General features: G+C 57.3%; 13 protein-coding genes. 9 read left to right on the top strand and 4 right to left on the bottom strand.

All coding sequences use genetic code 11. The features are described from left to right. Positions 1 to 54 precede the first annotated feature (54 nt). The 3 genes from PGR10_RS08285 to PGR10_RS08275 form a co-directional block, all read right to left on the bottom strand. Positions 55 to 750 (bottom strand): CidB/LrgB family autolysis modulator, encoded by a 696-nt coding sequence (locus tag PGR10_RS08285; protein WP_015365717.1) that lies wholly within the window; start codon positions 748 to 750, stop codon positions 55 to 57. Continuing rightward, positions 747 to 1,145, bottom strand: a complete 399-nt coding sequence (locus PGR10_RS08280; RefSeq protein WP_020078292.1) for a CidA/LrgA family protein — start codon at positions 1,143 to 1,145, stop codon at positions 747 to 749. Before PGR10_RS08280 ends, PGR10_RS08285 begins: the two co-directional genes overlap by 4 nt. 112 nt (positions 1,146 to 1,257) lie before the next feature. Next, positions 1,258 to 2,163, bottom strand: coding sequence for a LysR substrate-binding domain-containing protein (locus PGR10_RS08275; RefSeq protein ID WP_087860164.1), 906 nt, complete (start codon positions 2,161 to 2,163; stop codon positions 1,258 to 1,260). A 127-nt stretch (positions 2,164 to 2,290) separates the two neighbouring features. Between PGR10_RS08275 and mhbT the strand changes: the two genes are divergently transcribed. From mhbT to PGR10_RS08230, 9 genes are all read left to right on the top strand, one after another. Continuing rightward, the gene (mhbT, locus tag PGR10_RS08270; protein ID WP_430923333.1) at positions 2,291 to 3,649 is read left to right on the top strand and encodes a 3-hydroxybenzoate transporter MhbT; all 1,359 of its coding nucleotides are present in this window, start codon (positions 2,291 to 2,293) and stop codon (positions 3,647 to 3,649) included. 11 nt (positions 3,650 to 3,660) lie between these two features. Beyond that, positions 3,661 to 4,698 carry a gentisate 1,2-dioxygenase gene (gene gtdA, locus PGR10_RS08265; RefSeq protein ID WP_213794384.1) on the top strand — a complete coding sequence of 346 codons (1,038 nt, stop codon included), beginning with the start codon at positions 3,661 to 3,663 and terminating at the stop codon, positions 4,696 to 4,698. Between the two features lie 17 nt (positions 4,699 to 4,715). Continuing rightward, positions 4,716 to 5,417, top strand: a complete 702-nt coding sequence (locus PGR10_RS08260; RefSeq protein ID WP_430923421.1) for a fumarylacetoacetate hydrolase family protein — start codon at positions 4,716 to 4,718, stop codon at positions 5,415 to 5,417. 8 nt (positions 5,418 to 5,425) lie between these two features. After that, positions 5,426 to 6,070: a maleylacetoacetate isomerase gene (gene maiA, locus PGR10_RS08255; protein ID WP_430923332.1), complete on the top strand. Its 645-nt coding sequence runs from the start codon at positions 5,426 to 5,428 to the stop codon at positions 6,068 to 6,070. Positions 6,071 to 6,082: 12 nt separating this feature from the next. Beyond that, the gene (locus tag PGR10_RS08250; protein ID WP_032708754.1) at positions 6,083 to 7,276 is read left to right on the top strand and encodes a 3-hydroxybenzoate 6-monooxygenase; all 1,194 of its coding nucleotides are present in this window, start codon (positions 6,083 to 6,085) and stop codon (positions 7,274 to 7,276) included. Positions 7,277 to 7,350: 74 nt separating this feature from the next. After that, entirely contained in the window at positions 7,351 to 8,283 is a 933-nt protein-coding gene (gene dusC / locus PGR10_RS08245) for a tRNA dihydrouridine(16) synthase DusC (RefSeq protein ID WP_430923331.1), read from the top strand. A gap of 210 nt (positions 8,284 to 8,493) precedes the next feature. Further along, positions 8,494 to 9,327 carry a transcriptional antiterminator BglG gene (gene bglG / locus PGR10_RS08240; RefSeq protein WP_032712035.1) on the top strand — a complete coding sequence of 278 codons (834 nt, stop codon included), beginning with the start codon at positions 8,494 to 8,496 and terminating at the stop codon, positions 9,325 to 9,327. Positions 9,328 to 9,355: 28 nt separating this feature from the next. Then, positions 9,356 to 11,323: a PTS beta-glucoside transporter subunit IIABC gene (gene bglF, locus PGR10_RS08235; RefSeq protein ID WP_430923330.1), complete on the top strand. Its 1,968-nt coding sequence runs from the start codon at positions 9,356 to 9,358 to the stop codon at positions 11,321 to 11,323. A 15-nt stretch (positions 11,324 to 11,338) separates the two neighbouring features. After that, on the top strand, positions 11,339 to 12,733 hold the full coding sequence (locus PGR10_RS08230; RefSeq protein ID WP_430923329.1) for a glycoside hydrolase family 1 protein: 1,395 nt from the start codon (positions 11,339 to 11,341) through the stop codon (positions 12,731 to 12,733). Positions 12,734 to 12,771: 38 nt separating this feature from the next. Here the strand turns inward: PGR10_RS08230 and PGR10_RS08225 are convergent, their stop codons facing one another. Further along, complete coding sequence (locus PGR10_RS08225; protein WP_430914774.1) at positions 12,772 to 13,506, bottom strand: class I SAM-dependent methyltransferase; 735 nt, start codon at positions 13,504 to 13,506, stop codon at positions 12,772 to 12,774. Positions 13,507 to 13,587 lie beyond the last annotated feature (81 nt).

The following is a 13,587-nucleotide window of genomic DNA, read 5'->3' as shown; positions in this document are numbered from 1 at the left end:
CATTGTTTATGCAACGATAACTTGTTGCATTTATAAATGTGATATAAATCACATTTATCCGACAACAGCGACGATCACCGGGAACAGAAAAGGCGCGACCAGCGAGGTAATAATTCCGCACAGTACCAGCGCCAGCGAGCTAAACGCCCCTTCCTGGTAGTCCAGTTCGGCGCAACGGGCGGTGCCGAGGGCGTGCGAGGCGGTACCCATCGACAGGCCGCGGGATGCTTTAGTATGAATACGCATGGCGTTAAGCAGCGTATGGCCGAACACCGCGCCGAGGATGCCAACGAAAATGACGCACACGGCGCTAATCGCTGGAATACCGCCAATACTGCCGCTGACCGCCATGGCAATCGGCGTAGTGACGGATTTTGGCATGATGGAAGCGGCGATTTGCGGGGTGGCGCCCATCAGCAGAGCGACGGTAGTACCGGTGATCATCGCCACGCAGCTACCGATAAAGCAGATGGTGATGATGGATTTCCAACGCGCGCGGATCTGGTGCAGTTGTTCATACAGCGGAAAGGCCAGCGCAACCACCGCCGGCTGCAGCAGATCGTTAAGGATTTTGCTGCCGGCAAAATAGCGTTCATAAGAAATGCCGGTGACCAGCAGGAAAGGAATAATGACCACCATGGCGACCAGCAGCGGGTTGAGCAGCGGAAATTTAAACCGCGCCGCCAGCTTGCGGGCAAGGAAAAAGACAATCAGCGTTAACGGGAGCGACCACCACATTTCATGGATCATTTTTTACTTCCTTTTTGCCCGATGATTTTGCGTTCACCGTGGACCAGATGCGAGCTCCAGCTCACCACCAAAAAGACTAATAAGGTACTGACGGCGCAGGATACCGCCACCGGCCCCAGCTGCGCGCGCAGTAAATCCCAGTACTGCATTACGCCAACGCCGATAGGCACGAACAGCAGCGCCATGTAGCGAATCAGAATGTTGCAGCCGGGATTGACCCACTGCGGCGGCATAATTTGCAGCGCCAGCAGCACGAACAAAATCAGCATGCCGATAATGCTGCCGGGGATGGTGATGGGCAGCAGCCCGGCGATAAAAATGCCTGCATACAAGCAGGCGTAAATCAGGACGAAAGCTCGCACATACTGCCAGATAATATTCAGCGACTTACTCATGGTAATAACCCTTGATGAACTGCCATTCATCATACAATTAAACCCTGAAATGTGCTACCGATCACATCATGAATTCTACGCATCGTCAGCATAGAAAATGGGAACAGCGGCCTTATTCTGCGAGGTAGTGCAGAAAACGAGTGAGCGCCAGCGACGGTACCTCGCTTTTGCGCCAGAACACCCCAACGCTACCTTTTTGTTCAATACGCGGCAAATTCAGAATCGTCAGCTGCCGATGTTCGGCGTAATGCTGCGCCAGCCGCAAAGAAAGAATAGAGATCATATCGCTGCTTTGCAGCAAATTGCTGGTGACATTCATTGAGGCTGACTCGATAGTATTCTCCGGCAGCATGACGCCGTTATCGACCAGCGCGTTATCAATGCTCTGACGGATGGGCGTGCCGGTAGGCCAGACTATCCAGCGCCAGACGGCGAGATCCGCCCAGCTCAAACGCGGCATGCTAGCCAGCGGATGGTCGGGACGGGCGACGAAGCACACCGGTTCGGTATACAGCACACGATAGTTGAGCGGCAGTTCCAGCGCGCGGCCGCCAACACGTCCGACGACCACATCGACCACGCCGGAGAGCAGGTCGTGCAGCAGCGGGGTCATCACTTTTTCTTCGATATTCAGATGCAGGGTCGGCATCTCTTTAAGCAGGGCGAGGATGGCCTGCGCCACGCAGTCTGTCGCCACGGGAGAGCAGCCTACCATCAGGCTGCCGACCAGCCCGCCTTGCTTAAAGCGCTCAATCTCATACTGCGATCGCGACATGTCGTTGATTAGCCGCTGGGCGTGCTGGAGCAGCAGTTTACCGCCTTCCGAAGGGCGCAGGCCCTTACTGTGGCGCTCAAAGAGCGGCATGCCGACTTCTTCTTCAAATTGCGTCAGCCACTTAGAGAGTGCGGGCTGGGTAATATTCATCATTTTCGCGACCTGAGTGAGATTGCCTTGCTCACCCAGCGCTACCAGCATTTTTAAATGCTGCAGTTTCAACTTTTGCGTCCAGTTCGCCATCAGCCGATAACCTCCAGGTTATGTCTATGCCCGAAAAGCCATTGTACATTTCATCGCCATGGTTACAAAATCGCAACATAAAAGAAATAAATACAACATCTACCCTGACCTGCACTGAGGCATCATTATGGCTCAACGACGTGAACTACAGACGTTACTTAACGCAGCGCCGGTTGGCGCCCTGCAGTGGCGTGTGATTATCTGCTGTTTTCTGGTGGTCATGCTTGATGGTTTCGACACCGCTGCCATTGGTTTTATCGCCCCCGATATCCGTGTTCACTGGCAATTGAGCGCCAGCGACCTCGCGCCGCTGTTTGGCGCCGGACTATTGGGATTGACCGCCGGGGCGCTGCTCTGCGGCCCGCTTTCCGACCGCTTCGGTCGTAAACGGGTGATTGAGTTCTGCGTCGCGCTGTTTGGCTTATTTAGCCTGCTCTCCGCATTCTCGACGAATCTTGAGATGCTGGTTATCCTGCGTTTCCTCACCGGTCTGGGATTGGGCGGGGCGATGCCCAACACTATCACCATGACCTCGGAATATCTGCCCGCCCGCCGCCGCGGCGCGTTAGTTACCCTGATGTTCTGCGGCTTCACGCTGGGTTCGGCGCTGGGCGGCGTGGTGAGCGCCCAACTGGTGGCGCATATCGGCTGGCACGGCATTCTGGCCTTAGGCGGGATCCTGCCGCTGCTGCTGGCCGTCGCGCTGCTGTGGGCGCTGCCGGAGTCGCCGCGCTGGCAGGTTCGTCGCGGGCTGCCGCAGACGACTATCGCCAAAACCGTCAGCGCTATCACCGGTGAGCGCTATCCCGAGACCCATTTCTGGCTGGATGAACCGGCAGCCGGGCCGAAAGGCAGCATTAGCCAGCTGTTTGTCGGCCGCCAGTTGACGATCACCTTGATGCTCTGGGTGGTGTTCTTTATGAGCCTGCTGATTATCTATTTGCTCTCCAGCTGGATGCCGACGCTGCTTAACCATCGTGGTATCGATTTGCAGCACGCTTCGTGGGTGACCGCCGCGTTTCAGGTGGGCGGCACGCTTGGCGCACTGTTGCTCGGCATCCTGATGGACCGTTTCAATCCCTTCCTTGTGCTGGCGCTGAGTTACTGCCTGGGGGCGTTGTGCATCGTGATGATCGGTTTAAGCGAAAACGGTTTGTGGCTGATGGCGCTGGCGATTTTCGGCACCGGCATTGGCGTGAGTGGTTCGCAGGTAGGCCTGAATGCGCTGACCGCCACGCTTTACCCTACTCAGAGCCGCGCGACCGGGGTCAGCTGGTCCAATGCCGTAGGCCGCTGCGGCGCCATCGTGGGTTCGCTCTCCGGCGGCATGATGATGGCGATGAATCTCTCTTTCGACACGCTGTTTTACGTTATAGCGGTACCGGCGGCGATCGGCGCGGTGATGCTCATCATGCTGATGCTGGCGGTTCGCCGTCCTGGATCTGTACCCGACGCGCTGCCCTCTGCCGGTATCGCGAATAAATGAGGAGAACAATAATGACGCCATCTACTCCGCAATCGAACCGCGAACGCCAGCAGTTCTACCAGCATATTGCCGGGCAGAATCTGACGCCGCTGTGGGAATCGCTGCACCACCTGGTGCCGCAAACGCCGAATGCCAACTGCGCCCCGGCGTACTGGAACTATCAGGAAATTCGCCCGCTGCTGCTGGAAAGCGGGCAGTTAATCGGCGCTAAAGAGGCGGTGCGTCGGGTACTGGTGCTGGAGAACCCGCAGCTGCGCGGCCAGTCGTCCATTACCGCGTCGCTGTATGCCGGCCTGCAGCTCATCATGCCGGGCGAGGTGGCGCCGAGCCACCGTCACAACCAGTCGGCGCTGCGCTTTATCGTGGAAGGCCACGGCGCGTTTACCGCCGTCGACGGCGAGCGCACGCCAATGCGCCCCGGCGATTTTATTCTGACTCCGCAGTGGCGCTGGCACGATCACGGCAATCCTGGCGATGAACCGGTGGTCTGGCTCGATGGTCTCGATTTACCGCTGGTCAACTATCTTGGCTGCGGCTTTGCTGAAGATTATCCGCAGGAACAACAGCCAGTGACGCGTAAAGAGGGCGATTACCTGCCGCGCTACGCTGCCAACATGCTGCCGCTGCGCCATCAGGTGGGAAATTCCTCGCCGATTTTTAACTACCGCTACGACCGTAGCCGCGAGGCGCTGCATGACCTGACCCATCTTGGCGAGGCCGACGAATGGGACGGCTACAAGATGCGCTACGTCAACCCGGTCACCGGCGGCTATCCGATGCCCTCGATGGGCGCTTTCCTGCAACTGTTGCCGAAAGGGTTCCGGTCGCGGGTGGCGAAAACCACCGACAGCACCATCTACCACGTAGTGGAAGGTAGCGGCCAGGTGACGATTGGCGAACAAACCTTTGCATTCCAGGCGAAAGACATTTTCGTGGCGCCAACCTGGCACGGCGTATCGTTCAACGCCTGCGAAGAGTGCGTGTTATTTAGCTTCTCGGACCGTCCGGTACAGGAGGCCTTAGGCCTGTTCCGCGAAGCGCGTTATTAATAAGAAGGAAAACAATGATGACTCAATACGTTTTTGACCCCCAGGCGCCGATTAGCATCCCCGTTGTTGGCAGCGATGAGCAATTCCCGGTACGCCGCGTTTACTGCGTTGGCCGTAACTATGCCGCCCACGCCCGTGAAATGGGCTTCGACCCGGATCGCGAACCGCCGTTCTTCTTTTGCAAACCGGCGGATGCGGTTGTGCCGGTCGCAGCTGGCGAAACGCTGGATCTGCCGTATCCGGCGCAGACCGACAACTATCACTACGAGATTGAGCTGGTGGTCGCCATCGGCAAAGCGGGACGCGACATCCCGCTTGAGCAGGCGCAGGAATATATCTGGGGCTATGCTACCGGACTCGATATGACCCGCCGCGACCGCCAGATGGAGATGCGCCAAATGGGGCGCCCGTGGGAAATAGGTAAAGCATTCGATCTTTCCGCTCCTGTCGCGCCGCTGCATAAAGCCGCCGAGGCGCGCGAGGTGAATCAGGCCGGGATCTGGCTGCAGGTGAACGGTGAAGATCATCAGCGTAGCGATATACGCCACCTCATCTGGTCAGTAAATGAAACCATCAGCTATCTCTCGGGCTTTTTTGAACTGCAGCCCGGCGATCTGATTTTCACCGGCACGCCGGAGGGCGTCGGCGCGGTGGTGAAGGGCGATGTGATTACCGGCAACGTAGACGGACTGACGCCTATCGCCGTTCGCGTGGTGTGAGGTGAACAATGAAGCTGTACAGTTTTTTTAATAGCTCTGCCTCATATCGGGTGCGCATCGCGCTGGCCCTCAAGGGCATCGATTATCAGAGCGTGGGGGTGAATATCCGCATCGGGGCGCAGAATGCGCTGGACTACCGGCGGCTCAATCCGGTGGGGCTGGTGCCGACGCTTATCACCGATGACGGTGAATCGCTGGGCCAGTCGCTGGCGATAGTTGACTGGCTTGACCGCCACTACCCACAAATGCCGCTGTTGCCGCAGGAGGATCCGGCGCGGATGCGGGTGCTGGAGATGGTCTACGCCATCGCCTGCGATATTCATCCGATTAATAACATGCGGGTTTTACGCTACCTTAGCGACGAGTTGAAGGTCAGCGAAGCGGACAAAAAACGCTGGTATGCCCACTGGATCCAGCAGGGGTTCAGCGCGCTGGAGCAACTGCTGCGGCAGGCGAAATCCGGCGCTTACTGCGTCGGCGATAGGCCAACGCTCGCCGACTGTTGCCTGGTGCCGCAGTGGGCTAACGCGCAGCGAATGGGGTGCGATCTGAGCCATTATCCGCGCTGCCAGGCGGTTTACGATGCCTGTACCCGGCTACCGGCGTTTATCGCCGCCGCGCCGGAAAATCAACAAGACAAAATTCCGGCCTAGGGAGGAGGGAAAATGGCGAAAGTGACGCGAGCAATTATCGTCGGCGGCGGCATTGGCGGCGCGGCGACGGCGCTCTCTCTGGCGCGCCAGGGAATCAAAGTAATGCTGCTGGAAAAGGCGCATGAAATCGGCGAAATCGGCGCCGGTATTCAACTGGGGCCGAATGCGTTTTCAGCGCTGGATAGTCTGGGCGTCGGCGAAGTGGCGCGCCAGCGTGCGGTGTTTACCGACCATATCACGATGATGGATGCGGTGAATGGGGAAGAGGTGGTGCGTATCGAGACCGGGCAGGCCTTCCGTGACCATTTCGGCGGCCCGTATGCGGTGATCCATCGGGTGGACATTCACGCCACCGTCTGGGAAGCCGCGCTGACCCATCCCGGCGTGGAATACCGGACTTCAACTCAGGTGGTGGATATCCGCCAGACCGCCGACGACGTGACGGTCTTTGATGACAAAGGCAATAGCTGGACTGCCGATATTCTGCTGGGTTGCGACGGCGTGAAGTCAGTGGTGCGCCAGAGTCTGCTCGGCGATGCGCCGCGGGTCACCGGCCATGTGGTGTACCGCGCGGTGATCGAGGCGGCCGACATGCCGGAAGACCTGCGTATCAACGCGCCGGTACTGTGGGCCGGGCCGCATTGTCATCTGGTGCACTATCCGCTGCGCGGCGGCAAACAGTACAACCTGGTGGTCACCTTCCATAGCCGCGAAAGCGAAGAGTGGGGCGTGCGCGACGGTAGCAAAGAAGAGGTGCTCTCTTACTTTAAAGGGATTCATCCGCGCCCGCGGCAGATGCTCGACAAACCGACTTCCTGGCGCCGCTGGTCCACCGCCGACCGCGAGCCGGTTGCAAAGTGGGGCAACGATCGCATTACCCTGGTCGGCGATGCCGCTCACCCGGTGGCGCAATATATGGCGCAGGGCGCCTGCATGGCGCTGGAGGATGCGGTAACGATAGGTAAAGCGCTGCAGCAGTGCGACGGCGACGCCGCTCGCGCCTTCGCGCTGTACGAGTCGGTGCGTATTCCGCGTACCGCGCGAATTGTCTGGTCGACCCGTGAAATGGGGCGGATTTATCACGCGGCGGGGGTCGAACGTCAGGTTCGTAATCTGCTATGGAAGGGCAAAACGCAGGATGAATTTTACCGCGGTATCGAGTGGCTTTACGGCTGGAAAGAGGATAACTGCCTCGAACCACGCTAAGGTCTGGTATTGAGGTCTTTCAACCGACGCACAGAGGCGCTACCATAGCGCCTCTTTTTTTTCCGGGTAACGATATGCGTGTATTACTGGCGCCAATGGAAGGCGTGCTCGATTCGCTGGTGCGCGAGCTGCTGACCGAGGTTAACGATTACGATCTGTGCATCACCGAATTTCTGCGCGTGGTGGACCAACTGCTGCCGGTAAAATCGTTCTACAGACTGTGCCCGGAACTGCACCATCAAAGCCGTACTCCGTCCGGCACCCGCGTGCGCGTACAATTGTTGGGGCAATACCCGCAATGGCTGGCGGAAAACGCCGCCCGCGCGGTGGAGCTTGGCTCATGGGGCGTGGATTTAAACTGCGGTTGTCCATCGAAGCTGGTGAACGGCAGCGGCGGCGGTGCGACGTTATTGAAAGATCCCGAACTTATCTATCGCGGCGCGAAGGCCATGCGCGAAGCGGTTCCCGATCATCTGCCGGTGACGGTGAAAGTTCGCCTTGGCTGGGACAGCGGCGAACGGCGCTTTGAAATCGCCGACGCGGTGCAGCAGGCGGGCGCCAACGAGCTGGTGGTGCATGGCCGCACGAAAGAGGATGGTTACAAAGCTGAACGCATCAACTGGCAGGCCATCGGCGAAATCCGCCAGCGACTGACTATTCCGGTGGTTGCTAACGGCGAAATCTGGGACTGGCAAAGCGTGCAGGAGTGCATGGCCGTCACCGGCTGCGATTCAGTGATGATTGGCCGCGGCGCGCTCAACGTGCCGAATCTCAGCCGGGTAATTAAATACAATGAACCGCGTATGCCGTGGCCGCAGGTTGTTGAGTTACTCAAAAAATATACCCAGCTGGAAAAGCAGGGGGATACCGGTTTATATCACGTGGCGCGCATTAAGCAGTGGCTGGGCTATTTACGCAAAGAATATAGTGAAGCGCTTGGCGTCTTTAATGAAATTCGTACCTTGCAAACCTCAGCAGAGATAGCGAACGCCATTGCACGTTATTAGATAAGGTGGTGTTATTCCGTACGCACTTTATTAATTAGCACTCATTCCTGCACGATACGACGCGAGCTGTATCACGTTTTTATTCCCTCGCGCTTGAGTCGTCACAAGAAGTTGATACAGTGCAATAGTTGGATTGCTACTGCTTCGGCAGGCGAAACCTGATTACCTGGCATTTGTCGGGGGTCAGGTTTTTTTGTTTCTGGGGTTCATATGCTAATCGCCAAAGTACTTAATAATAACGTGGTGGTAGTGGTCAACGAGCAGCAGCGCGAACAGGTGGTGATGGGGCGAGGGCTGGCCTTTCAAAAGCGCGTGGGCGACTCGTTGGACGAAAGTAAAATTGAAAAAGTCTTCGCCTTGCAAAGCGATGAACTGGTTGGCCGCTTAGGCGAATTACTCAGTCAGATACCGTTAGAAGTGATGACCACCTGCGATCGTATCATCGAGCTGGCCCGCGGGCGGTTGGGAAAGTTACAGGAAAGTTTGTACATCACCTTAACTGACCACTGTCACTTTGCCATCGAGCGGCAGAAAAACGGCGTCGCGATTCGCAACGTGCTGCTGTGGGAGATTAAACGGCTGTATCCGAAGGAGTTCGAACTGGGGCAGGAGGCGAGGGCCATCATCGCCCGCCGGCTGGGCGTCGAGCTTGCCGAGGATGAAGCCGGGTTTATCGCTTTGCATCTGGTGACGGCGCAGCTCAACAGCGAAATGCCGGAAGTGATGCACGTGACGCGGGTGATGCAGGAGATCCTGCAACTGGTGAAGTATCAGCTGCAGCTTAACTACGATGAAGAGTCGCTCAGCTACCAGCGCTTTGTGACCCATCTGAAGTTTTTCGCCCAGCGCATGTTAACGCGGACGGTAGTGCAGGATGACGACGTCACGCTGCACAGCGCGGTGAAAGATAACTACGCCAAAGCGTGGAAGTGCGCGGAAACGGTGGCGAAGCACCTGCAAAAGAATTATCAACGGGCGCTGACCACCGAAGAGATTATGTTTCTTGCCATTCATATCGAGCGGGTAAGAAAAGAGGGGCGTTAATTCCCCCACAAAACTGGATTGTTACTGCATGATGCAGGCAAAACCTGAGCGCGACGCCAACCGGCGTGGTTCTCGGGTTTTTTTATTTTTAATACTCAGTCGCCGGTTGTCTGTGGGCAGCGGCAGTAAGGAAAAGAGCATGGAATATAAAGCACTCGCGCAGGATATTCTTCACCGCGTCGGCGGCAAAGAGAATATTGTGAGTCTGGTTCACTGCGCGACACGTCTGCGTTTTAAATTGAAAGATAATGCTAAGGCCGATGCCGAAGGGCTGAAGGCGAACCCCGGCGTGATCATGGTGGTAGAAAGCGGCGGTCAGTTTCAGGTGGTTATCGGCAACCATGTTCACGATGTCTGGCTGGCAGTGCGCCAGCAGGCGGGATTAAGCGACGACAGCGAACCGGTGCCGCAGGAGAAAGCGGCGAAAAGCTCGATATTAAGTCAGCTCATCGATATCATTTCCGGCATCTTTACCCCTTTTATTGGCGTAATGGCGGCGACGGGTCTGCTGAAAGGACTGCTGGCGCTGGCGCTAACCTGCGGATGGCTCACGCCGCAACAGGGGACCTATAAAATCTGGTTTGCCGCCAGTGATGCGCTGTTCTTTTTCTTCCCGCTGTTTCTTGGCTACACCGCTGGCAAAAAGTTTGGCGGCAACCCGTTCATCTCAATGGTGATCGGCGGCGCATTAACCCACCCGCTGATGATTCAGGCCTTTGAAGCCAGTCAGACGGGGGCACCAGTGGAACACTTCCTCGGTATACCGGTGACCTATATCAATTATAGCTCCTCGGTGATCCCGATTATCCTCGCCTCCTGGGTCTGCTGCTGGCTGGAACGTAAGAGTAATGCGGTGCTGCCGTCCGCGATGAAGAACTTTTTTACTCCGGCAATCTGTCTTGCGGTGGTTGTGCCGCTGACCTTTCTGGTGATAGGCCCGCTGGCGACCTGGCTGAGCCACATGATTGCCAATGGCTATCAGGTTATCTACGTTTTTGCCCCATGGCTGGCAGGCGCGGTGCTGGGCGCGCTATGGCAGGTATGCGTTATCTTCGGCCTGCACTGGGGGCTGATACCGCTGATGATCAATAACATGACCGTGTTGGGGCATGATTCTATGCTGCCGATCATTCTGCCGGCGGTGATAGCCCAGGTGGGCGCCGTGCTGGGGATACTGCTGGCCACGCGCGATTCGCGTCAGCGGATGCTGGCAGGTTCCGCGTTTTCCGCCGGGCTGTTTGGCATCACTGAGCCTGCCATTTATGGCCTGACCCTTCCGTTACGTCGCCCGTTTATCTTCGGGTGTATCGCCGGCGCGATTGGTGGCGCGATCACCGCCTTCAGTAATAGCTACGCTTATTCCTTTGGGGTGCCGAACATTTTCTTTCCAGCGCAGATGATCCCGCCCGGCGGTATTGATTTTAGCGTGTGGGGGGGATTAATCGGCACCGGCGTGGCTTTCATTCTCGCCTGTGTATTGACCTTCTTCGCCGGCTTGCCGCGCAGCCAGGCGGAACGCGCGGTCGTCGTCGCCTCTGCGGCGGAAAACGATATTCTGGCGCCGATGTCCGGCAGCGTGCTGGCCCTCGATCAGGTGCCGGATAGCACCTTCGCCAGCGGTCTGCTGGGTAAAGGCGTGGCTATTATTCCGGCGGTGGGCAAGGTCATTGCCCCGTTTTCTGGCGAGGTCGCCTCGCTGTTTAAGACTAAACATGCCATCGGCCTGCTGAGCGACAGCGGCATTGAACTACTGATTCACGTCGGTATTGATACCGTCAAACTCGACGGCGTACCGTTTACCGCCCATGTCAAAGAGGGGGATAAAGTTCAGGCCGGCGATTTGCTGCTGGAGTTCGATCGTCAGGCCATTCTGGACGCCGGTTACGACCTGGCGACCCCGATTATTATCAGCAACAGCGATGATTACCGTAGCGTTGAGATGGTGTCCGCGAGCGTCGTGGATGCCGGCCAGCCGCTGTTGTCCGTCAGCCATTAATTACAGGAGAGAGCGATGAAAACATTCCCACAGGGCTTTTTATGGGGCGGCGCCACCGCGGCAAATCAGGTCGAAGGCGCATATCTGGAAGATGGCAAAGGTTTATCCACCTCCGACGTGCAGCCGCAGGGGGTATTCGGCGACGTCGTGGAGCGCGTCGCGGGCGACAGCGGTATTAAAGATGTGGCGATCGATTTTTACCATCGTTATCCGCAGGATATCGCGCTGTTTGCTGAGATGGGCTTCAACTGTCTGCGGGTCTCGATCGCCTGGACGCGTATCTTCCCGAATGGCGATGACGCCGAGCCGAACGAAGCCGGGCTAGTCTTTTACGACAAGCTGTTTGCCGAGATGGCCGCGCATAATATCACTCCGCTGGTGACGCTATCGCACTATGAGATGCCGTGGGCGCTGGTAAAAAACTATGGCGGCTGGGGCAGTCGCAAGGTGATTGGCTTTTTCGAACGCTACGCCAGGACGGTATTCAGCCGCTATAAAAATCAGGTCAAACTGTGGCTCACCTTTAACGAAATTAATATGTCGCTACATGCGCCAATGACCGGCGTCGGCCTGCCGGCCGGTAGCAGTAAAGGCGAAGTCTATCAGGCTATCCACCACCAGCTGGTGGCCAGCGCGCTGGCGGTCAAAGCCTGTCATGAACTGGTACCGCAAGGGAAGATTGGCAATATGTTGCTCGGCGGGCTGATGTATCCGCTGAGCTGCAAGCCGGAAGATGTCTTTGAAACGCTGCAGCAAAACCGCAGCTGGCAGTTCTTTGGCGACGTCCAGTGCCGTGGCGCCTATCCGGGCTACATGCAGCGCTATTTCCACGAAAACGATATTACGCTGACCATCACCGACGGCGACCGGGAAGCGCTGAAAGAGACCGTCGATTTTATCTCCTTTAGCTACTATATGACCGGCTGCGTCACCGCCGATGAAGCGCTGAACCAGCAGGCGCGCGGTAACATTCTCAGCATGGTGCCGAATCCGCATCTGGCAAGCTCGGAGTGGGGCTGGCAGATAGACCCGCTGGGGCTGCGTACGTTGTTGAATGTACTGTGGGACCGCTATCAGAAGCCGTTGTTTATCGTTGAAAATGGTCTGGGGGCGAAGGATAAAATCGAGGCCGACGGCAGCATCAACGATGACTATCGCATCAGCTATCTCAACGATCACCTGGTGCAGGCGCGGGAAGCCATTGCTGACGGCGTTGAACTGATGGGCTTTACCAGTTGGGGGCCAATCGATCTGGTTAGCGCGTCGAAGGCCGAGATGTCCAAGCGCTACGGTTTTATCTATGTCGATCGTGACGATCGCGGGCAGGGGACGCTCGAACGGCGTAAGAAGAAAAGTTTTGCCTGGTATCAGGCGGTGATTGCCAGCAACGGCGGTAGCCTGCAGGAATAAGCTATTCGGCGGCCCGGTTGATCCGGGCCGCATGCCGTTTAAGCCGGTTTACGGGCGCGCAGTAAAAAGATCATCGGACGCTCTTTCTCTTCCTCCAGCGCCGGTTGGGCGGCGATTTGTTCGGCGCTCGGGCCCCATTCGTCAAGCTGCTCAAGCACAAAACCGGCCGCGATGAGCGCATTAATCCAGCTTGAGAGTTTGCGATGCTGTTTAATCACCCCGTCGGCAAACCAGTTGCTGATGCGTTCGCCTTCCTGCTGATAGTGGCTCACCGGCCAGCGTTTCCGCCCCTGTTCATCCACCTGCCAGCCCTGCTGCAGCGGTGCGGTATAGATGGGATGTTCGGCAGAAAAGACAAGCTTACCGCCGGGAACCAGCGCCTGATAGAGCGTGGCGAACAGCGGCGCGACATCCGGTAAATAGTGCAGCGCCAGCGAACTGTAGACCAGATCGCAGCTATTCGCGGGCAGCGTCAGGGTTTGCAGGTCGGCGCAGCGATATTCGATAGTCTCGCCGGTGGTCATCTCCCGCGCCCGCTCCAGCATCCGGCTGGAGAGATCGAAACCGATTATCTGTTTTGCTCCTTGTTGCTGCGCCCAGCGACAAAACCAGCCGTATCCGCAGCCGAGATCGACCACGCGCAGGCCGTCTAACTGTGGCAGCAGGCGCTGAATTGCCGGCCACTCCGGCGCGCCGTCAAGCCCCTTCACCGAACGGTCAAGGGTGGCGTAACCGGCAAAGAAACCGGGATCGTCATAAATGTTCTGACTCATTGCAACTCCAATAATAACTTTGTTTATTTTTAGCTGACTCATTGTCAATGCACACGCTTTACTTAACGAACGTCATTCAAT

Source organism: Klebsiella sp. 141198 (assembly GCF_050600785.1).
Taxonomy (GTDB): Bacteria; Pseudomonadota; Gammaproteobacteria; order Enterobacterales; family Enterobacteriaceae; genus Klebsiella; species Klebsiella aerogenes.
This window is presented reverse-complemented; position numbering and strand designations above follow the sequence as displayed.

Coding starts and splice junctions, on each gene's coding strand:
- PGR10_RS08275 (WP_087860164.1), bottom strand. CDS start 2,163: ATGGCGAACTGGACGCAAAAGTTGAAACTGCAGCATTTAAAAATGCTG.
- maiA (WP_430923332.1), top strand. CDS start 5,426: ATGAAGCTGTACAGTTTTTTTAATAGCTCTGCCTCATATCGGGTGCGC.
- PGR10_RS08250 (WP_032708754.1), top strand. CDS start 6,083: ATGGCGAAAGTGACGCGAGCAATTATCGTCGGCGGCGGCATTGGCGGC.
- dusC (WP_430923331.1), top strand. CDS start 7,351: ATGCGTGTATTACTGGCGCCAATGGAAGGCGTGCTCGATTCGCTGGTG.
- PGR10_RS08285 (WP_015365717.1), bottom strand. CDS start 750: ATGATCCATGAAATGTGGTGGTCGCTCCCGTTAACGCTGATTGTCTTT.
- PGR10_RS08260 (WP_430923421.1), top strand. CDS start 4,716: ATGACTCAATACGTTTTTGACCCCCAGGCGCCGATTAGCATCCCCGTT.
- bglG (WP_032712035.1), top strand. CDS start 8,494: ATGCTAATCGCCAAAGTACTTAATAATAACGTGGTGGTAGTGGTCAAC.
- mhbT (WP_430923333.1), top strand. CDS start 2,291: ATGGCTCAACGACGTGAACTACAGACGTTACTTAACGCAGCGCCGGTT.
- PGR10_RS08230 (WP_430923329.1), top strand. CDS start 11,339: ATGAAAACATTCCCACAGGGCTTTTTATGGGGCGGCGCCACCGCGGCA.
- PGR10_RS08280 (WP_020078292.1), bottom strand. CDS start 1,145: ATGAGTAAGTCGCTGAATATTATCTGGCAGTATGTGCGAGCTTTCGTC.
- gtdA (WP_213794384.1), top strand. CDS start 3,661: ATGACGCCATCTACTCCGCAATCGAACCGCGAACGCCAGCAGTTCTAC.
- bglF (WP_430923330.1), top strand. CDS start 9,356: ATGATGCAGGCAAAACCTGAGCGCGACGCCAACCGGCGTGGTTCTCGG.
- PGR10_RS08225 (WP_430914774.1), bottom strand. CDS start 13,506: ATGAGTCAGAACATTTATGACGATCCCGGTTTCTTTGCCGGTTACGCC.